The 19,788-nt window shown below is 67.1% G+C and carries 16 protein-coding genes and 2 tRNA genes; 14 read left to right on the top strand and 4 right to left on the bottom strand.

Annotated features, from left to right (window positions below; genetic code table 11):
* Nucleotides 1-16: 16 nt before the first annotated feature.
* Nucleotides 17-1,612 carry a hypothetical protein gene (locus BLT71_RS13095; protein WP_091720976.1) on the bottom strand — a complete coding sequence of 532 codons (1,596 nt, stop codon included), beginning with the start codon at nucleotides 1,610-1,612 and terminating at the stop codon, nucleotides 17-19.
* Nucleotides 1,613-1,921: 309 nt separating this feature from the next.
* Here BLT71_RS13095 and BLT71_RS13090 point away from each other — a divergent pair.
* The 5 genes from BLT71_RS13090 to BLT71_RS13070 all read left to right on the top strand — a co-directional run bounded on the left by BLT71_RS13090 (nucleotide 1,922) and on the right by BLT71_RS13070 (nucleotide 6,764).
* Nucleotides 1,922-1,993, top strand: a tRNA-Gln gene (locus BLT71_RS13090).
* Between the two features lie 127 nt (nucleotides 1,994-2,120).
* Nucleotides 2,121-2,196 (top strand) — tRNA-Glu (locus BLT71_RS13085).
* A 119-nt stretch (nucleotides 2,197-2,315) separates the two neighbouring features.
* Nucleotides 2,316-3,371 (top strand): acyltransferase family protein, encoded by a 1,056-nt coding sequence (locus BLT71_RS13080; RefSeq protein WP_091720974.1) that lies wholly within the window; start codon nucleotides 2,316-2,318, stop codon nucleotides 3,369-3,371.
* A gap of 7 nt (nucleotides 3,372-3,378) precedes the next feature.
* Nucleotides 3,379-5,154, top strand: a complete 1,776-nt coding sequence (locus BLT71_RS13075) for a dynamin family protein (RefSeq protein WP_407681219.1) — start codon at nucleotides 3,379-3,381, stop codon at nucleotides 5,152-5,154.
* Entirely contained in the window at nucleotides 5,151-6,764 is a 1,614-nt protein-coding gene (locus BLT71_RS13070) for a GTPase (RefSeq protein ID WP_091720970.1), read from the top strand. The genes BLT71_RS13075 and BLT71_RS13070 overlap by 4 nt, the downstream gene beginning before the upstream one ends.
* 9 nt (nucleotides 6,765-6,773) lie before the next feature.
* Here the strand turns inward: BLT71_RS13070 and BLT71_RS13065 are convergent, their stop codons facing one another.
* Complete coding sequence (locus BLT71_RS13065) at nucleotides 6,774-7,334, bottom strand: DUF1697 domain-containing protein (RefSeq protein ID WP_091720967.1); 561 nt, start codon at nucleotides 7,332-7,334, stop codon at nucleotides 6,774-6,776.
* A gap of 56 nt (nucleotides 7,335-7,390) precedes the next feature.
* The gene (locus BLT71_RS13060) at nucleotides 7,391-8,110 is read right to left on the bottom strand and encodes an IclR family transcriptional regulator (protein ID WP_009356552.1); all 720 of its coding nucleotides are present in this window, start codon (nucleotides 8,108-8,110) and stop codon (nucleotides 7,391-7,393) included.
* A 113-nt stretch (nucleotides 8,111-8,223) separates the two neighbouring features.
* Between BLT71_RS13060 and leuC the strand changes: the two genes are divergently transcribed.
* The 6 genes from leuC (at nucleotide 8,224) to BLT71_RS13030 (ending at nucleotide 14,752) form a co-directional block, all read left to right on the top strand.
* Nucleotides 8,224-9,678 carry a 3-isopropylmalate dehydratase large subunit gene (gene leuC / locus BLT71_RS13055; RefSeq protein ID WP_091724011.1) on the top strand — a complete coding sequence of 485 codons (1,455 nt, stop codon included), beginning with the start codon at nucleotides 8,224-8,226 and terminating at the stop codon, nucleotides 9,676-9,678.
* Between the two features lie 9 nt (nucleotides 9,679-9,687).
* A complete protein-coding gene (leuD, locus tag BLT71_RS13050) occupies nucleotides 9,688-10,290 on the top strand; it encodes a 3-isopropylmalate dehydratase small subunit (protein ID WP_091720964.1) in 603 nt (200 codons plus the stop codon).
* A 159-nt stretch (nucleotides 10,291-10,449) separates the two neighbouring features.
* Nucleotides 10,450-11,775 carry a UDP-N-acetylglucosamine 1-carboxyvinyltransferase gene (gene murA, locus BLT71_RS13045; protein WP_091720961.1) on the top strand — a complete coding sequence of 442 codons (1,326 nt, stop codon included), beginning with the start codon at nucleotides 10,450-10,452 and terminating at the stop codon, nucleotides 11,773-11,775.
* Nucleotides 11,776-11,784: 9 nt separating this feature from the next.
* Complete coding sequence (locus BLT71_RS13040) at nucleotides 11,785-12,558, top strand: lysophospholipid acyltransferase family protein (RefSeq protein ID WP_091720959.1); 774 nt, start codon at nucleotides 11,785-11,787, stop codon at nucleotides 12,556-12,558.
* Nucleotides 12,555-13,601 carry an NAD(P)H-dependent glycerol-3-phosphate dehydrogenase gene (locus tag BLT71_RS13035; protein ID WP_091720956.1) on the top strand — a complete coding sequence of 349 codons (1,047 nt, stop codon included), beginning with the start codon at nucleotides 12,555-12,557 and terminating at the stop codon, nucleotides 13,599-13,601. The genes BLT71_RS13040 and BLT71_RS13035 overlap by 4 nt, the downstream gene beginning before the upstream one ends.
* A 2-nt stretch (nucleotides 13,602-13,603) precedes the next feature.
* On the top strand, nucleotides 13,604-14,752 hold the full coding sequence (locus BLT71_RS13030) for a D-alanine--D-alanine ligase family protein (protein ID WP_091720954.1): 1,149 nt from the start codon (nucleotides 13,604-13,606) through the stop codon (nucleotides 14,750-14,752).
* Between the two features lie 39 nt (nucleotides 14,753-14,791).
* On the opposite strand, the gene BLT71_RS13025 is transcribed toward BLT71_RS13030, so the two are convergent.
* Complete coding sequence (locus tag BLT71_RS13025) at nucleotides 14,792-15,295, bottom strand: DUF3515 domain-containing protein (RefSeq protein WP_091720951.1); 504 nt, start codon at nucleotides 15,293-15,295, stop codon at nucleotides 14,792-14,794.
* 147 nt (nucleotides 15,296-15,442) lie between these two features.
* On the opposite strand from BLT71_RS13025, the gene thiL reads away from it, so the two are divergent.
* The 3 genes from thiL to BLT71_RS13010 are packed head-to-tail and all read left to right on the top strand — an operon-like array spanning nucleotide 15,443 to nucleotide 19,749.
* Nucleotides 15,443-16,471, top strand: coding sequence for a thiamine-phosphate kinase (thiL, locus tag BLT71_RS13020; protein WP_091720948.1), 1,029 nt, complete (start codon nucleotides 15,443-15,445; stop codon nucleotides 16,469-16,471).
* A 22-nt stretch (nucleotides 16,472-16,493) separates the two neighbouring features.
* Nucleotides 16,494-17,486, top strand: a complete 993-nt coding sequence (locus BLT71_RS13015; RefSeq protein ID WP_091720946.1) for a DAK2 domain-containing protein — start codon at nucleotides 16,494-16,496, stop codon at nucleotides 17,484-17,486.
* A complete protein-coding gene (locus tag BLT71_RS13010; RefSeq protein WP_091724010.1) occupies nucleotides 17,476-19,749 on the top strand; it encodes an ATP-dependent DNA helicase RecG in 2,274 nt (757 codons plus the stop codon). The genes BLT71_RS13015 and BLT71_RS13010 overlap by 11 nt, the downstream gene beginning before the upstream one ends.
* Nucleotides 19,750-19,788: the final 39 nt, after the last annotated feature.

Below are 19,788 nucleotides of genomic sequence, written 5' to 3'. Positions count from 1 at the left end.
CTCAGTCCCTCATCGCTCAGTCCGCTCCCGTACGGGCAGCGCGGCGGCGCAGGACGAGGAAGGCGGCGACGCCGGCGGTCAGCAGCAGCCCGACGAGCAGAAGCGCCGTTGCAGGGCCGTTCAGCCACGACGACGGCGATACTGCCGTCACCTTCGCGTGCAGCTCTTCCGTGCCCGCGGCCAGCTGTGAGTTCCCGTTGGCCAGGGTGCCCGCGCCCTCCGCCAGCTTGCCCGAACCGTTGTCCAGCTTGCCGTTGCCCTCGGCGAGCTTTCCCGTGCCCTCAGCCAGTTGGCTGCTGCCTGCCTGGAGCTTGCCTGCGCCGGCGCTCAGCTGGACGGTGCCGTCGGAGAGGGCCTGCGCCCCTGCGAGGAGGCCGGGGTTCGACGGGTCGCCGTCGCCGTTAATCCCTGTCATGAGCTTGGCGGTGCCGTCATTGAGGGTGTTTGCGGCGTAAATCAGTCCCGGCCTCTCCGGGTCCCCGGGCACGCCGTCCATGCCGGTGCGGATCTTTGCCGTGCCGTCGGCCAGCAGGGATGTGCCCAAAACCACTCCCGGGTTGTGCGGGTCCGTCGAGTTGAGCCGCTGCGCCAGCGTGGCAAAGCCTGCCGTGAGCCTGCCCGCACCGGAATTCAGCTCGTCCGCTCCCGCAGTGAGGGTGCTGGTTCCGGCCTTGAGCCTGCCTGCGCCGTCGCTGAGGGCAACCGCCCCGGAGTCGAGCGTTCCGGCACCCGCATTGAGCTGGGCTGCCCCCGAGTAGGCCCTGCGGCCGCCCTCGGCAAGTTTGGCAATCTTGTCCTTGAGCAGGCCGATCGGCACCAGGCCCTGGGGGCCGTTCGCCGCAGACTCGAGCTGGTCAAGGCCCTGGCTGAGCGCAGCCAGCCCGTCTCCCTTGGCGGGGTCGTTGCCCGCGCCCGGGTATCCCTCAAGCCGATCTGTTCCTGCCTTGAGCTGGGCTGTGCCGTTACGCAGCGCCGCCGCACCGGCGTTGAGGGTGCCCGCACCGGTGTCCAACTGTCCTGCGCCCGCAGCGAGGCGGCCGGTTCCTGCCGCCAATTGCCCGGCGCCGTCGGCAAGGTTGTTCGGGGTGTTCCCGGCCGGCGAGGGGGTCAAAGCAGTGGAAAGCTCGATGGCACCCGCCTGAAGCTTCCTGGCGCCGTCATCGACCTGGTAGACACCCGGAACGAGCCTGTTGACCACGTCGTTCTGGAGCTTGGTGGTGCCTGAATGCAGTTTGTCCGCTCCGGGCGCGAGTTTGTCCCGGACTCCGGAGTAGATCTCGCCCGCCCCGGACTGGAGGGCCACGGCGCCGGTGTTCAGTGCCGTTATCCCGTCCTCGACCTTTGCTGAGCCGTCCCTGACCTGGACGGCGCCCGAGTTGGCTGCTCCCGCCCCGGTGGCGAGCTGGCCTGAGCCGTCCCTGAGTTGGGCCGCACCGGCCGCTGCCTTGGCGGCGCCATCACTGAGCCGGGCGGCGCCGCCGGATATCTGGCCGGTCAGGTAGGTGTAAAAAGCAAGGAGTAGAACAAGCAACAGGGATAAAGCGAAGATTGCGATGGATTGGGACCGGCTCTTGCGGCCGTCTGCCGCAATGGCTGCTGTACGGGTTGTCAACGCTGACTTCCTAACCCGCCACCGGACGACGCTGCCCGGCGGCGAAGACCATGGTGGTTGGAACGGTTCCAGTTCTATGGAGGTGCCCGGTTGGCAGGGCATGCATCTAGTTACCGATGAGTAACTTACTCGACAGTAACTTTAAATTTAGCCCGTGGGCAAGGGGTCAATTCCGGGGCGGTGCCGGGCGCGGTCAAAGGTCCCGTCGTCTCGATTTGTGCGAGCCGAAAGTCTCGGGTAGAGTATTTTCTCGTGCTGAGGCGCACGGAGCAGGGCGAAGGCCCTGGAGGCCGGGCCCGAAAGTTCCATTGGGATATGGTGTAATTGGCAACACTACGGTTTCTGGTACCGTCATTCTAGGTTCGAGTCCTGGTATCCCAGCTCTGGTTTGAATATGGTTTACATCTTCACATCAGGCAGTTTCAGCCGGTTCGCCGATTTGAAACTAAAGCAAAGTGTATGAAACAATCACTGAGCTTGAACGGCGGAAACGCCAAAAAAGTTACTTGGCCCCATCGTATAGCGGCCTAGTACGCTGCCCTCTCACGGCGGTAACGCGGGTTCGAATCCCGCTGGGGTCACCACTGAAATGGTCCCGGGCAATAAGCCCGGGGCCATTTCTTTCGTTTAAGCTGCGCTAAAGCTGCGACTTCCTCCCGGCATTCGGCGCTAACGTGGCCCCACTACGTGGTGGGGGAGAACTATGCTGGGAACGAGCTTTGCCGAGGGCAAGAATTCACTGAACGTAATTCGGCTGATTCTTGCCGCTGCCGTCATCCTGTCCCATTCCTGGTGGCTGGGCGGCTACGGACCGGAACCCCAGCCGGGCGGCCTCAAGCTCGGGAGTTGGGCGGTGCTCGGGTTCTTCGGCATTTCTGGCTATCTAATTACGCGAAGCCGGGTACGAGCGGCAAGGCCGATGGACTATGCCAGGGGGAGGCTTTTTCGCATCTTCCCAGGGCTTACTCTTTGCGTTGCAGTGGTGGCCTTTATTTTTGCTCCCTTGACTGCGGCCGCACGTGGCAACGTCTATTCGTTGCGCGACGGGCTGCTGTACTTCGTGACAAACCTCTCAGTTGGAACTCCTGGCATTGCACTGCCGGGCATACCCGGCTCGCTGGATGGGATGCGCGACCCCGGTTCCTGGAACGGCCCACTATGGACGCTCTTCTGGGAAGTTGTCTGCTACGCGCTGGTCGGAGTTGTCCTTGGGGTCCTGAATACCAACCTGGGGCGCATAGCCCTGCTGGTGCCCTTCGTGGCAGGGTCCGCCTTCGTATTCACCCTAGACGCGGGGTGGGGCCCGGTGCCTACGCCGCAGGACTGGCCGCTGGTCCCCATCCTGACGTTCCTGGCGGGCTCCCTGGTTTACCTGTTTCAGGACAAGCTGCCGGTCAATCGCGTATTGCTGGTTGGAGCCGCCGCCGGTGTGGTCGTGGCCGCTGGTTCGGGGTTCGCGGCGTCTTTGGTCCACATCCCACTCAGCGTCCTGCTCATTGCAGGCTCCCTTCACTTCCCCATGAGCAGCTTGGCCCCGCGGTCTGACCTGTCGTTCGGCATCTACATATACGGCTGGCCCGTTCAGCAGATGTTGGCCGCGGCGGAATTCGAGGCTCACGTCCCACCTGTGGTTTTCGCGATGGCATCCCTGGCAGTCGTTGCGCCCGTGGCTTGGCTCTCGTGGCGTTGGGTCGAGGGTCCCGCCCTGCGGTGGAGCCGTGCGCGTAATTGCCGACGACAAGTGTCACAGCTGGCATGATGTTGCTGTGAGCTCACCGAATGAGAACCGCCACGCGGACCGGCAGGAGCAGCGGAACACGGCAGCCGTGTCCCTGCTTGAACAGGTCCGCGGCACCCTTGCGGAGGTGGCCTTGCCCCTGGCCCTGCCCGGGGCGGAGCAGGGGCGGCGTGACGCCGCGGCCGGCGTGGCCCAGCTCGACGACTACATCCTTCCCCGCTACCGCAGCCTCGACGCCCCGCTGCTTGCCGTCGTCGGCGGGTCAACCGGCGCCGGAAAGTCAACCCTGGTGAATGCGCTGGCTGGCCATCCCGTCACCCGCTCCGGTGCCATCCGCCCCACCACGCGCCAGCCGATCCTCCTGCACCATCCTGCCGAAGCCGCCTGGTTCGAGGGCAGCCGGGTCCTGCCGGGCCTTGGCCGGATCCGTGGTGCCCTGTCCGCCGGACCTGTCCCTGCAGCCCAGACGGTGACGGGACCGGACGCTGCTGCCGTCTCCTCGCTGGTCCTGCTCGCCGATGACGCCGTTCCGGCGGGCATTGCGCTCCTCGACGCCCCCGACGTCGATTCCATCTCCGATGACAACCGGAAGCTCGCCGGACAGCTGCTCGCAGCCGCGGACCTGTGGATCTTCGTCACCACCGCCAACAGGTACGCCGACGCCGTCCCCTGGCGGCTGCTCCTGGATGCGGCCGCGAGGGACATCATGGTGGCGGTGGTCCTGGACAGGGTCCCGCCGGGCGCGGAAGAAGAAGTCAGTGAGGACCTGCGGCGCCTCCTCGACGGCGAGGGCCTGGCCGGTGCCCAGCTGTTTGTCATCCCCGAGTCCACGCTGGATCCCCTGGGCATGCTGCCCGCCGGCGCTGTCCTCCCGCTGCGAAACTGGCTCACCGGCCTCGCCGCCGACGCCTCCGGCCGGGCTGACGTCGCCCGCCGCACCCTCAACGGTGCGGTCCGGGCACTGGCCGGCCGTGTTGCAGCGATCTCCGCATCCGCCGCAGAGCAGCAGCGCGCGGCCGCTGCGCTGGAGGCCGGCGTCGGTGCCGCGTACCGGGACGCGGGCAGCAGGATCCTCGACGCCACGCGCGACGGCGCACTTCTCCGCGGGGAAGTGTTGGCCCGCTGGCAGGACTTTGTGGGCACCGGTGAGTTCTTCCGGACCGTCGAGCAGAACGTGGGCCGCTTCCGCGACCGGTTGGGTGCCTTCTTCCGGGGTGAACCGCCGCCGGCCATCAAGGTCGAAGCAGCCATCGAAACGGGCCTGCAGGCCGTCATTGTCGATGAGGCAGCAAACGCCGCCGAGGAAACCGACCACCGCTGGCGGTCCGACCCGGCCGGCCGGCAACTGCTGGGCACAGACGACCTTTCGGGGACGGGTCCCGGTTTCGCGGACCGGGCAGCACAGGAGATCCGCGCCTGGCAGGAGGCGCTGATGGAACTTATCCGCACGGAGGGCCAGGGAAAACGGACCCAGGCCAGGTGGCTCTCCTTCGGCATCAACGGGCTGGGTGCCGCACTGATGATCGTCGTCTTCTCGATGACAGCAGGCCTGACAGGGCTGGAGGTCGGCGTGGCAGGGGGAACCGCCGTCGTAGGCCAGCGCCTGCTCGAGGCCGTGTTCGGTGAAGACGCTGTGCGCCGGATGGCGGAAAAGGCGCGCACGGACCTGGCTGCCCGCTGCCAGCGGCTGCTCGAGGAGGAACAGCAAAGGTTCCTGGTTCGGCTCCCGGCCGCAGACACGATGGCGGCCGGCGTACTCGACAGCCAGGCCGACGCTCTGGCCCGCCTGGCGGGCACCGCGTGAGCCGGCACAGCGGCGCCCGGGACTCATCGCGGCTGGACCGGCGCCTGGAAGCACTGAACGATGCACGGCAGCTGGCCGGTGGTGTCCTTCCGGACGCGCAGCTCGAGGAGGTCTTCCAGATCCTGGAGCGCGCCGGATCGCGCCGCTCCCTGTCAGCGGAACACACCGTGGTGGGGTTCTTCGGTGCCACCGGCAGCGGAAAGTCCTCGCTGTTCAATGCCGTGAGCGGCGGTGACATCGCGACGACGGCGGCGCGCCGCCCCACAACATCGGAGCCGCTGGCGGGGGTCTGGGGAGTGGACGGCAGTGAACCGCTCCTGGACTGGCTCGATGTCCGCAACCGGCACTACGCAGCTCCCGTGGAAGGCTTTGCCGGTGAGGACACCGGCCTGATCCTGCTGGACCTGCCGGATTTCGATTCCACCCGCGCGGCCAACCGTGAAGTGGTGCAGCGCATGGTGGGACTGGTGGATGTCCTCGTCTGGGTGCTCGACCCGCAGAAGTACGCGGACGCGGCGGTCCACCAGGATTTCCTCGCCCCGCTGGCCTCGCACGGCGCCGTCACGCTGGTGGTCCTCAACCAGGTGGACAGGCTCCCCGCCCATGACGTGCCACCGGTGCTGGAATCCCTCCGCGGGATCCTTGCCGCTGAGGGCCTCGGGAAAGTAAAGGTCCTCGCCGCTTCCGCGCTGACAGGCCAGGGCGTGGACGGCGTGCGTGCTGCGATCAGGAACGTGGTGGTGCAGCGCAAGGCCCGCTCGCAGCGGCTGGAGGCGGACGTCGCGAAGGCTTCCAGGGAACTGCGGAACGCGTCAGGGGACGGTGAAGCCGCCGGCGTCCGGAACCAGGCGACGGCCAGGCTGGGTACGGAGCTGGCGGCGGCAGCCAACGTGCCGGTGGTTGTCAGTGCCGTGGCCCGTTCCTACCGCCTCGAATCCGTCCGGCGGACGGGCTGGCCCGCCACCCGATGGCTCTCGAGGTTCCGGCCCGACCCCTTGCGCAGGCTCAACCTCCGCAGGGACGCTCCGGCTGAACTCAACCGCACGTCGCTTCCGCCGGCCAGTGCCCCCGAGCGGGCCCGCACCGACTCCGCCGTGAGGGAGTTTGCCGACGCCGCCAGCGCCGGCGCGCCGGGCCCCTGGCGTGCCGCCATCCGCAGCGCGGCCCGGGAGGGCCGGGAGCGGCTTCCGGATGCCCTGGACCAGGCCATCGCCGGGACCGACCTCGGGGCCAACCGGAAATCCTGGTGGTGGGGCGTCTTCAACGTGGTCCAGTGGCTGGCGCTGCTTACCGTCCTGGGTGGCCTCGGCTGGCTGGGCGGCCTTGCGGTACTTCAGTACTTCCAGATGCCGGCGCCCGAGCCGCCACGGGTGGAAGGGTGGCCGGTGCCCACCCTGATGGCCGCCTTCGGAGTGGTGCTGGGGATTGTCCTGGCACTGGCCGGCCGCTTTATCGCCGCAGGAGCCGCCGCGGCACGGGCATCGAGGGCACGGAAACGGCTGGAAGCGGCCGTGTCCGGGGTTGCCCGGGATCTTGTGGTGGAGCCGGTTGAGGTTGAGGTCAGCAGGCTTGCGGCGTTTAACGCTGCACTGAAGGTGGCGGCGGGCTAGGGGAGGGGCTCATCCCTTGGTGCCGGCGGCTTCCAGGCCGGCAGCAGCGTCCCGCACCTTGATCATGGTGCGCAGGTTCCGGGTAGTGGTGGCCGCCTTGAACTTGGCCTTCGACGAAACCTTGCTGAACGGGCTGTCCAGGGTACCGCCGGCCGGTGCGAGCCAGGCGAGGGCTTCCGGGCCAAGCCGGTGCTGCTTGTGTACGTCCCCGAGGGCCTGGCCCGCAGCGTCCAGTTCGTCCAGGACTGCGTGGTCGGAGGACAGCGTGATGTACGAATGCGTGGACTTGTCGTCCTCCGGATACGGGCATGCTTCCACCAGTTCAGCCACCCTGCCGGCCGGCAGGACCACCACCCAGGCCTCGTAGCCGAAAGCGGCGCGAAGGGCCTTCTCGCACTCCCGCTTCACGCCGGCGGCGTCCAGTCCGCTGGCAAGGACCACGTTGCCACTGGCCAGCAGTGTCTTGGCGTCCGCGAAGCCGCTGCTGTTCAGCGCGTCCCGAAGGTCCGCCATTTTGATGTTGATGCCGCCCACGTTGATGCCGCGGAGAAATACTGCGTAGCTGCCCATGGGCCACAGCCTAACCGGCGGAGGGCGGGTTGGGTGCGGGTTTGGCCCGACGTCGGTCAGTCGTTGTTCTTGCGCAGCGCTTCGGTGAGGATGCGGCCGGCGTTGCAGACCACTTCAGCATGCAACCTGCCGGGCTGGCGGGTAAGCCGCTCAATGGGGCCGGAGATCGATACGGCCGCAATGACGCGGCCGGACGGTCCGCGCACCGGTGCCGAGACCGAGGCGACCCCCGGCTCGCGTTCGCCAAGGCTCTGGCCCCAGCCCCGCCGTCGTACGCCTGCCAGGACTGTCGGCGTGAAGCGCGCGGACTGCAGGCCCTCCAGCAGGCGGTCGTGGTCTTCCCAGGCAAGCAGGACTTGGGCTGCGGAACCGGCCTTCATGGACAGCTGGGTGCCGACCGGAATGGTGTCGCGCAGGCCGATGGGGCGCTCGGCTGATGCCACGCAGACCCGCCAGTCGCCCTGGCGGCGGAAGATCTGTGCGCTCTCGCCCGTGGCGTCGCGAAGCTGCATCAGGACGGGGCCGGCAGAAGCGATGAGGCGGTCCTCGCCGGCGGCCGATGCCAGTTCAACCAGCCGGCTGCCAAGCACGAACCTGCCTTGGATGTCGCGGCTTACCAGCCGGTGGTGGACCAGCGCGAGGGCGAGGCGGTGGACAGTGGGACGGGCCAGTCCGGTGGCCGCTACGAGCTGTGCCAGCGTGGTGGGGCCGGCTTCGAGCGCGTCAAGCACCTGTGCTGCTTTATCAATGACGCCGACTCCACTAGAATTGTCCATGTAATGATATTGCCGTCTCATTATCTGAGATGCAAATCTTTCGGCTGGCGCAGTGCGGAGCCGTCCTGCTTCAGTTGAAGCATTCAGCCAAACAGCAGTGAAGGGAGATGGCCATGGCAAAGACATTGGCCGAGAAAGTCTGGGACGCGCACGTGGTGCGCAAAGGCGACGGCGTAGGTGCCAACGCCCAGCCCGACCTTCTCTTCATCGACCTTCACCTGGTCCACGAGGTCACGTCCCCGCAGGCATTCGAGGGCCTGCGCCTGGCAGGCCGCCCGCTGCGCCGCCCGGACCTGACCATCGCCACGGAGGACCACAACACTCCCACGCTGGACATCGACAAGCCTATCGCCGACCTCACCAGCCGGACCCAGATCCAGACGCTGCGCAACAACTGCGCCGAGTTCGGCGTCCGCCTGCACAGCCTCGGTGACGCCGAACAGGGCATCGTCCACGTGGTGGGTCCGCAGCTGGGCCTCACCCAGCCAGGCATGACGGTGGTCTGCGGCGACTCGCACACCTCCACGCACGGCGCCTTCGGCGCGCTGGCCATGGGCATCGGCACGTCCGAGGTGGAGCACGTCATGGCTACCCAGACCCTGTCCCTGAAGCCGTTCAAGACCATGGCCATCAACGTTGAGGGCACGCTGCGCTCCGGCGTCACGGCCAAGGACATCATCCTGGCGGTCATCGCCAAGATCGGTACCGGCGGTGGCCAGGGCTACGTCCTGGAATACCGCGGATCGGCCATCCGTGCCCTGTCCATGGATGCCCGCATGACCATCTGCAACATGTCCATCGAAGCCGGCGCCCGCGCCGGCATGGTGGCGCCGGACGAGACCACCTACGCCTACATGCTGGGCCGCCCGCACGCTCCCGAAGGCGCTGACTGGGATGCCGCCGTCGAGTACTGGAACACGCTCAAGACCGACGACGACGCCACCTTCGACGTCGAAGTGGACCTGGACGCCGACACGCTGGAGCCATTCGTCACCTGGGGCACCAACCCCGGCCAGGGCGTGTCCCTGTCCCAGGCCGTTCCGTCCCCCGAGGACTTCGGCGACGAAAACGCCAAGGCCGCCGCCGAACGCGCCCTGCAGTACATGGGGCTGGAAGCCGGCACGCCGATGAAGGACATCCGGGTGGACACCGTGTTCCTCGGTTCCTGCACCAACTCCCGCATCGAGGATCTCCGTGCCGCCGCGGACATCATCCGCGGCCGCGAAAAGGACCCGAAGGTCCGCATGCTCGTGGTGCCGGGCTCTGCCCGCGTCCGCCTCGAAGCGGAGGCTGAAGGCCTGGACCGGGTGTTCAAGGACTTCGGTGCCGAATGGCGCTTCGCCGGCTGCTCCATGTGCCTGGGCATGAACCCTGACCAGCTGGAACCGGGGGAGCGCTGCGCCTCCACCTCGAACCGCAACTTCGAGGGCCGCCAGGGCAAGGGCGGCCGCACCCACCTGGTGTCCCCTGTGGTGGCAGCGGCCACGGCCGTCCGCGGCACGCTCAGCTCGCCGTCGGACCTTGATCCTGCCCCCGAATCCGCCGCCATCCGCACCGACGCAGCCTAGGACGCAACCATGGAAAAGTTCACCAAGCACACCGGCATCGGCGTCCCGCTGCGCCAGAGCAACGTCGACACGGACCAGATCATCCCCGCGGTGTACCTCAAGCGCATCACCCGCACCGGCTTCGAGGACGCCCTGTTCTCGGCCTGGCGCAAGGACTCCTCCTTCATCCTCAACCAGGAGCCCTTCAACGCCGGCTCCGTCCTGGTGGCCGGGCCCGACTTCGGCACCGGTTCCTCCCGCGAGCATGCGGTGTGGGCACTGAAGGACTACGGCTTCAAGGCGGTGCTCTCCTCCCGGTTCGCCGACATCTTCCGCGGCAACTCGGGCAAGCAGGGACTGCTTGCCGCCCAGGTGGCCCAGGACGACATCGAGTTGATCTGGAAGGAACTGGAAAACGCGCCGGGAACCCAGGTGACCGTTGACCTGGAGTCGAAGACTGTAGTGTGCGGCAACATCGTGGCCCCCTTCGAGATTGACGACTACACTCGCTGGCGCCTGCTCGAAGGCCTGGACGACATCGGACTCACCCTGCAGCATGAGGCCGAAATCACCGCCTACGAGGCCACCCGGCCCTCGTTCAAGCCCAAGACCCTGCCTGCCAAGGTTTCCTAGCGCCAGCGCCCTGCTCCTTGGCCCTGCGCGGGGCGCCGTACTTGGCCGCCACGCCCCGGCCAAGGAGCCTGCGTATTTCGGTTCGGTAACGCGACCTCCTATGCTTGGGTGGAGCCTTTGCAAGGATTTGGGGGCGAGTAATCGTGAGGAAACCGGTATATGAGTAGTGTTCTGACAATCCGCGGCGGAGTCCCGCTTACTGGCCGCGTCACCGTCCGGGGGGCCAAGAACCTTGTCCCCAAGGCAATGGTGGCGGCGTTGCTGGGCAACGAACCGTCGGTGTTGCGGAACGTTCCGGAGATCAAGGACGTGGAGGTTGTCACCTCCCTCCTGCAGCTCCACGGCGTGACGGTGGAGAAGGACCCGGTCAGCGGGGACCTTACCCTTGATCCGAAGGCAGCAAAGACGGCGTCCAGCACGGCCATCGATGCCCACGCCGGGGACTCCAGGATCCCCATCCTGCTGTGCGGCCCCTTGATCCACGCCATTGGCGAAGCTTTCATCCCGGATCTTGGCGGCTGCAAGATCGGCGACCGCCCCATCGACTACCACCTGGACGTGCTCCGCCAGTTCGGCGCCGTGGTGGAAAAGCGCCCGGGCGGGATCCATATTTCTGCCCCCAAGGGCCTGCACGGCGCCAAGATCTCCCTGCCGTACCCGTCCGTGGGCGCCACCGAGCAGGTCCTGCTCAGCGCCACCCGCGCCGAGGGCATCACCGAACTGAGCGGTGCCGCCACGGAGCCGGAGATCATCGACCTCATCGCCGTGCTGCAGAAGATGGGCGCGATCATCAGCGTCCAGACTGACCGCACCATCCGCATCGAGGGCGTCCGCGACCTCGGCGGCTACAACCACCGTGCCCTCTCCGACCGCAATGAGTCGGCGTCCTGGGCGTCCGCTGCCCTGGTCACGCGCGGCGACATCTTCGTCGAGGGTGCTTCCCAGCGCGACATGATGACCTTCCTGAACACCTACCGCAAGGTGGGCGGCGGTATGGACATCGGCGAGGACGGCATCCGGTTCTACCACCCCGGCGGGAAGCTCAACCCACTGGTGCTTGAGACCGACGTACACCCCGGATTCATGACCGACTGGCAGCAGCCGCTGGTGGTGGCGCTGACCCAGGCCGAGGGCGTCTCGATCGTCCACGAGACGGTCTACGAGAACCGCTTCGGCTTTACCGACGCACTCATCCGGATGGGCGCCAGCATCCAGGTGCACCGCGAATGCCTGGGCAGCGTTCCCTGCCGGTTCGGGCAGCGCAACTTCCTGCACTCGGCGGTCATCTCCGGGCCCACCCAGCTCAAGGGCACCGACATTGACGTGCCGGACCTGCGCGGCGGGTTCAGCCACCTCATTGCCGCACTGGCCGCCACCGGCGTCTCGCGGGTGACGGGCATCGACATCATCAACCGCGGCTACGAGCGCTTCACGGAGAAGCTGGCCGGGCTGGGTGCCGATTTCGACATCACTGCCGCGAAGTAGCGGGCTGCCGTGAAGGAATCTGCCAAGAGCAGGGCCACATTCGTGTTCATCGCCGGCATCGCCCGGCCGCTGTTGAACATCATGATGAGCAAGAAATGGGAAGGCATCGAAAAGCTTCCCGCCGGTGGATTCATCGCTGCGCCCAACCACTGCACGGAGATCGATCCGCTGGTGGTGGGGCACATGCTGTACAACCAGAAGCGGGCGCCGCATTTCCTCGCCAAGGCCGGCCTGTTCAAGGTTCCCGCGCTCGGCTGGCTCCTGCACGCCACCAAGCAGGTCCCGGTGGAACGTTCGACGGCGGGAGCGAACCGGTCGCTGCAGGTGGCCCAGGAGATCGTGGCGGAAGGCGGCGCCATCATCATCTACCCCGAAGGCACCCTCACCCGTGACCCGGACCTGTGGCCGATGAAGGGCCACACGGGAGCAGCCAGGCTCGCACTCGAAGGCGGCATCCCGGTTGTCCCGATCGCCCACTGGGGAGCGCACGAGGTGTTTCCGCGCTACGGCAAGAGGTTTCACATCTTCCCCCGCAAAACATCCAGGGTGGTCATCGGTGACCCGGTGGACCTGAGCGCCTTCGCCGGCCGGCCGTTGGACAAGGCAACGCTGACGGAAGCCACCGAAGCCATCATGGATTCCATCACCGGCCTCCTCGCCGGCCTGAGGGGTGAGGAACCGCCCGCCGAGCGCTGGGATCCGGCAAGGAAGCAGCAGTCCAAGCACGGTCGTTTCATGGAGCGCGGCGGCCAGCACCCCGGCAACGGGCCGGACGAGCAGTGACCCTGAACCTGGCGGGTTCAGCCCGCTCCGTCGCCGTTCTGGGCGCCGGTTCTTGGGGAACAACGTTCGCGAAGATCCTGGCCGACGCCGCCACGGCGGCCGGTACCCCTCGTGAGATCAGGCTGTGGGGCCGCCGGGGTGAGGTGGTTGAGCAGGTCAACAACAGCCACCGCAACCACCAGTACCTCAAGGACGTGCCGCTGCCGGGCAGCATCACGGCGTCCACCGACGTCGCGGACGTGCTCCGAGGGGCCGACCTTGTGGTCCTTGCCGTCCCCGCACAGTCGTTGCGTCCGCAGCTGCGGGAGTGGCGCCACCTCATCGCCCCCGATGCTGTGGTGGTCTCGCTCATGAAGGGCCTCGAGCTCGGCACCGACGCGCGCATGAGCCAGGTCATCAGCGAGGAGCTCGGCCTCGAGGCCGGCAGGATCGCCGTCGTTTCCGGTCCAAACCTGGCCATGGAAATTGCGCGGGAGGAGCCCACCGCCTCGGTGGTCGCCTGCGCCGATTCCGCAGTCGCCGGCTGGCTGGCGCGCAGCTGCACGGCCCCCTATTTCCGTCCCTACACCACATCTGATGTGGTGGGCGTGGAGATCGGCGGGATCGTCAAGAACGTCATTGCGCTGGCCGTCGGAATCTGCGAAGGCAAGGAGATGGGGGACAACACCAAGGCCTCCGTCATCACCCGCGGCCTGGCCGAGACGTCGCGCCTCGCTTTGGCCCTCGGCGGTGAAGCCAAGACCATGGCCGGGCTTGCCGGACTGGGCGACCTCGTGGCCACCTGCTCATCGCCGCTGTCCCGGAACCACACCGCGGGAAGGCTGCTGGGCCAGGGCCTCACGCTGGAGGAGGTGGGCCAGAAGATGACCCAGACCGCCGAAGGCATCAAATCCGGCCAGGCCGTGCACGAACTGGCGGGCAAGCTGGGCGTGGAAATGCCTATCACCGCCGCCGTTGTGGCCGTGCTGGCCGGCAAGCTGTCCGTTGACCAACTGGGACCCGTCCTGCTGTCCCGGGAATTGAAACCTGAAGGTGATGACTGACGATGTCCCACAACAACCTGACGTCAGGGGAGCCGGCCCGGCTTCCGAAACCGCGGGTAGCGGTCCTGTTCGGCGGCCGGTCCAGCGAACACGCTGTCAGCTGCGTCACCGCCGCCGGAGTACTCGGCGCCATCAACAAGGACAAGTACGAGGTCATCCCCATCGGGATCGCCAAATCGGGCCAGTGGGTACTGGCCGGCGGTGATACTGCCCAGTGGTCCCTTGCCGGCGCGGCGCTGCCTGAGGTGGCACCGTCAGACCAGACCGTCACGTTGGCTGAAATCGGTGGAGAGCACCAGCTGATCGTCGCCGCCCCCAACGAGGTTCCGCAGGAACTGGGCACTGTGGACGTGGTCTTTCCCCTCCTTCACGGGCCCTTTGGTGAAGACGGAACCATCCAGGGGCTCCTGGAACTCTCGGATACCCGCTACGTCGGCGCCGGGGTCCTGGCTTCCGCCGTGGGCATGGACAAGCACTTCATGAAGGTTGTCTTCGAATCAGCCGGCCTCCATGTTGGGCCCTATGTCGCCGTTACCGACAGGCAATGGCAGAAGGACCCCGAGGCTGTCCGGAAGCAGGTCGACCGGCTGGGATTCCCCGTGTTCGTCAAGCCTGCACGGGCTGGTTCCTCCATGGGTATCTCCAAAGTCGACTCGCTGGAAGGGCTGGATGCAGCCATCGAGGAAGCGCGCCGGCACGACCTCAAACTGGTCATCGAGGCCGGCATCGTCGGCCGGGAAATCGAGTGTGCCGTGCTGGAGGGCCGTGGAACCGATGCGCCCCGGACCTCCATGCCCGGCGAGATTTCCGTGGCCGGCGGCGGCCACGAGTTCTACGACTTCAACGCCAAGTACGTCGAGGACGACGCCGCGTCGCTGAGTTGCCCGGCAGACATTCCCGATGAAGCCATCGCCAGGGTGCGCGACCTCGCCGCCGCAGCGTTCGATGCTGTCGGCGCCGAAGGCCTGAGCCGCGTTGACTTCTTCTACACGCCTGACGGCGACCTGATCATCAACGAGATCAACACCATGCCCGGGTTCACGCCCAAGAGCATGTACCCGCAGATGTGGGCTGCGTCCGGCCTCGGCTATGCCGATCTGATCGACGAACTGATCCACCTGGCCCTGAACCGGAAGACCGGACTGCGCTGACCTGCGCTTTTCCTGGAGGCTGGGCGTGCCGAAACCTGCCTACTGGCTCTGGGGCAGGTCCTGCAGTTCCTGCTGGCCCACGCAGTTGCGGCCGGCAGGCACCTTGCCTGCCGCCGTGGCGAGGTCGGCCAGCACCGTAGCTGAGCTGATCTTGTCCGGATCCATCAGGATTTCGGTGGCGGGTTCGCGGCCATAGGTGGTGAGCGTCCACACCGGATCGCCCTCTTTGATGACCCAGTCAATGCCGTTGACGGTGACGCAGCGGTCCGTGGTGGGGCCAGGAACGTTCACGCCGCAGCGCAGGATCACCAGCGACGGATCGCCCCAGGCCGCGGTGGCCTGGCTGTTGGTCTGCCGCCGCTTCGCCTCACCAATGGTGTCCGGGAGGGCTACCATCATCGGCGCGCAGGCTGGGTTGGCGGCGTCCTGGGCGGGGGCAACGTCGACGGCGGGAGAACAGCCTGCCAGCGGGAGGGCAACCATGGCCCCAATGAGCACCGTCCGGGCAGCACGGCGGGGCAGGGACAGGTGGGGGCGGGGCATGGTCCAAGCCTATCGCCGGAACGGAGTGTTCCGGACATCCCCCCACCTTTCCGGAACAGCCGGCAGCTCACCCAAGCTCCGGCCACCACCTGCCCTTCCTGGAATGTCAGTGCCGCGCTGTAGCGTAGTGGGGTGCCTGAAAAGCCTATGACTGAAGCAGATTCTCCGGTGGTTGCCGCCCTCTCCGAGGCCGAGCTGCTGGCACGGATCTTTCCCCGCCTGGCGATGGACGCAGGGCATTCCGCCGCCACCCTCCTCGGCCCCGGCGACGACGCCGCCATCATCAGCGCACCTGACGCCAGGACGGTCATCAGCATCGACACCCAGGTGCAGGACCAGGACTTCCGCCTCACCTGGCCCAACGGATACTGCACCACGGGGTTTGACGTCGGCTGGAAGGCTGCGGCCCAGAACCTCAGCGACATCAACGCCATGGGTGCCCGGGCCACTTCCATGGTGGTAAGCCTCACGTTGCCGCCGGACACTCCTGTTGCCTGGGTGGAGCAACTGGCCGACGGCCTCACCGCCGGGATCCGGGAACTGGGAGCGTCGGGCTGTTCGGTGGCAGGCGGCGACCTTGGCCGGGGCCGGGAGATATCCGTGACCGTGGCAGTGCTCGGCACGCTCGACGGCGGGCAGCCGGTCCTCCGCTCGGGCGCCAGGCCAGGGGACGTCCTTGCCCTGGCAGGTACGGCGGGCCGCGCCGCTGCGGGCCTGGCCCTCCTGGAGTCCCCGGTCCAGGTAGGACGGCTGGATCCGCAGCAGCGCAGCCTGGTGGACCTCCAATGCCGTCCAGTACCGCCGCTCGCCGCCGGGCCTGCGGCACGGGCGGCAGGTGCCACCGCAATGCTGGACGTCTCGGATGGCCTGCTGCGGGATGGAAACCGGATCGCACTGGCCAGCAGCGTCTGCGTAGACCTTGATCCTGACAGCCTGGACCTGCTGGCCGCTGCCCTGGAACCTGCCGCGGACCTGCTGCATACGGATGCAGGGACGTGGTTGCTGGGTGGGGGCGAGGACCATGGATTGCTCGCCACCTTCCCGCCGGACGTTCAGCTTCCTCCCGGATTCACTGCGATAGGCTCGGTACAAGCACTGGGAATCGACGAAGGTCCGCGCGTGACGATTGCGGGCCGGGCCGCGGACACCGGGGGATGGGACCACTTTGCAGACTAAGATCGCCGCCAATGCCCAGGCTATGAGGCGGTGGCTCAACAAAGCGGAAACCGCGCTGGGCAACCACAGTGACCGCCTCAACGCCATTAATATCTTCCCTGTCGCGGACGGCGACACCGGCACCAACCTCTACCTCACGGTCCGGGCCGCCTCCGATGCCCTGGACGCGCTGGACCCGTCAGTCATGGACGTCGGCGCCGTCCTGACCCACGCGGGCCAGGCAGCCCTGGAAAAAGCCCGGGGCAACTCCGGGACGCTGTTCTCCGTCTTCCTTTGCGCGGCGGCGGAACCCCTGGCGGGGCAGCAGCGCCTCAGTTCGGCCCTGCTGGCAACAGCCCTGCACCGGGCCCAGATCCGCGCCTGGACCGCTTTGAGCGATCCCGTGCCCGGCACCATGCTTTCTGTGATGGAAGCCGCGTCCCTGGCGGCCGGAGAGATCGACGCCCTGCACCCCGGAGACGACAGTAACCACGCCCTCGGAGTGACGCTGGACGCCGCGGTGGCCGCGGCATTGGCCGCCGTCGTCTCCACGGAGGACCAGCTCGATGCCCTGCAGGCAGCCAAGGTGGTGGATGCCGGTGGCGTGGGGCTGCTGCTAATCCTGGACTGCCTCCGTTCCGTGGTGCTGGGGGAGGAGCTGCAGGGTACGCTGCTCGATGACCTTCACGGCTACAGCGTCCAGGACCCCCACATCCACTCCAGCATGCCGGTGGACGAAGGCGTGGAGGTCATGTGCACCATCAGCCTTTCGCCCCTGGACGCAGCCACGCTCCGTCAGCACCTGGACGAGCTGGGCGACTCTGTCATCATGAGCCAGCTGGGCGGTGGGGAAGCCGGCGATGGCACCTACCGGTGGCGGGTCCACGTGCACGTCCCCACGCCGGGGCCCGCCGTGGAATTGATCCGCACCCTGGGGACGCCCACCGACATGTCCATCAGCGCCCTGTCTGACACGTCCGGCCACCGGAGCCAGGCGCTCCAGGAGGCAGTGGACTCCGGTGGGCATGAACGCTGAGCCCGGCCTCGCCCTCGAACGCCGCATCGGCAAGCGTTCAGCGGGGGTCATCGAAAAACACCTCAACATCAGCACGGTTGAGGGCCTGCTTAACTATTTTCCGCGGCGGTACATGGCGCGCGGCGAACTGACGCCCATCAGCGAACTGCCGCGTGACGAAGAAGTAACCCTCATCGCGCGCGTACTCTCAAGCAATACCCGTTCCATGCAGGCACGCAAGGGAACCATCACCGACGTCGTTATCTCGGACGATGACGGCCGGAACGGCCTGAAGCTGGTGGGCGGTACTGATTTCCACGGCAAGGTCCCCGGGACCCTGAAAATCAGTTTCTTCAACGCTTTCCGGGCCAAGAGCGAACTGCAGCCCGGCCGCCGGGCGTTGTTCTCGGGCAAGGTCACCAGTTTCAAGGGGTCCCTCGGCCTGACCAACCCTGATTTCCAGGTACTGGATTCGGACCCCTTCACGGCCGGCGGCGATGACCCGGAGAAACTCGCTGCCATGCCCATTCCCGTGTACCCGGCCACGTCAAAGCTGCCCAGCTGGAAGATCCAGCAGGTCATCGCCACCCTGCTCGAAACGGTGGACCTGGACGCCCTTCCGGATCCCGTTCCGGAGACCGTCTCCGCGCGGGAGGAATTCCTGCCGCTCGCGGAGGCTTACCGCCTGATCCATGAGCCGGAAACCGCCGTGGACTGGCAACGCGCACGCCACCGGTTCCGCTACCAGGAGGCGCTGGTGCTGCAGTCCGCCCTGGCCAGGCGGCGGTCCCAGCTGGCCGCTGAGGAAGCGACGGCCAGGCGACCGGTCCGGGACGGCCTGCTGGCTGCATTCGACCGCAACCTTTCCTTCACGCTTACCGACGGCCAGGCCGCCGTCGGTAAGACCTTGGCGGCCGGGCTCGCCGCTGACCACCCCATGAACCGCTTGCTGCAGGGTGAAGTGGGTTCGGGTAAAACCGTCGTGGCGCTGCGGGCCATGCTGCAGGTGGTGGACGCCGGAGGCCAGGCCGCCCTGTTGGCTCCAACGGAAGTCCTCGCCGCCCAGCACTTCGAATCCATCCGCCGGACCCTCGGCCCGTTGTCCAGGGATGGATTGCTCGGCGCATTCGGCGGCACGGACGGGGAAGCGGTGCAGGTCACCCTGCTGACGGGTTCCATGCCTACCGCGGCCCGCAGGCAGGCCATGCTGGACGCCGCGTCAGGGACAGCGGGGATCGTCATTGGTACCCACGCATTGTTGAGTGACAACGTGTCCTTCTACGATCTGGGACTGATCGTGGTGGACGAGCAGCACCGCTTTGGCGTGGAGCAGCGCGATGCCCTGCGGGCGAAGGCCAGGAAACCTCCGCACCTGTTGGTGATGACCGCTACACCCATCCCGCGCACCGTGGCCATGACCGTCTTTGGCGACCTTGAAACCTCCACCCTGGACGAACTTCCCAAGGGCCGTGCCCCCATTTCCACCCATCTGGTCGGCCTGGCAGAGAACCCGGGCTGGGCCGGGCGGATCTGGGCCCGCGCCCGCGAGGAAATTGATGCCGGCCACCAGGTCTACGTTGTCTGCCCCAAGATCGGCAACGACGACGACGGCGACTTCAGCCCGGGCGAAGCGGAGCCGGCCGCCGCCGACCTCGAGGAGAACGGGCGGGAACTTGCCTCCGTGACAGCCGTCGTCGAGCAGTTGCAGGACGAACCATCCATCGCCGGCGTGTCCGTGGCCCCGCTGCATGGACGCCAGGACCCGGACCTCAAGTCGGCCACTATGGCAGGCTTCGCGGCCAACTCCGTTAAACTGCTCGTTTCCACCACCGTGATCGAGGTGGGCGTGGACGTCCATAACGCAACGATGATGGTCATCCTGGACGCCGACCGGTTCGGCATCTCCCAGTTGCACCAGCTTCGGGGACGGGTGGGCCGGGGTGGGCTTCCCGGGACCTGCCTCCTGGTCACCTCGCTGGAACGCGGGCATCCCAGCCGGCGGCGGCTTGAGGCGGTGGCGGCCACAACCGACGGTTTCGTCCTGTCCCAGGAGGACCTCAAGCTGCGCCGGGAGGGCGACATCCTGGGCGCCTCCCAGTCCGGCGGGCGGTCCACGCTCAGGCTCCTCCGCGTCCTGGAGCACGAAGACATCATTGCCCAGGCCCGGTCCGACGCCCAGGAAATCGTCACCGGCGATCCGTCCCTCGCTGCCCACCCTGAGCTGGCGGATGCCATCGACAGATACCTCAACCCCGAGAAGGAGGCGTTCCTTGAACGCGGTTAGCAAGGACCCTGCCGGAAGCAGCAGGACCGCGGCCGGACA

This window comes from Pseudarthrobacter equi (genome assembly GCF_900105535.1).
In the GTDB taxonomy this organism is placed as follows: domain Bacteria; phylum Actinomycetota; class Actinomycetes; order Actinomycetales; family Micrococcaceae; genus Arthrobacter; species Arthrobacter equi.
This window is presented reverse-complemented; position numbering and strand designations above follow the sequence as displayed.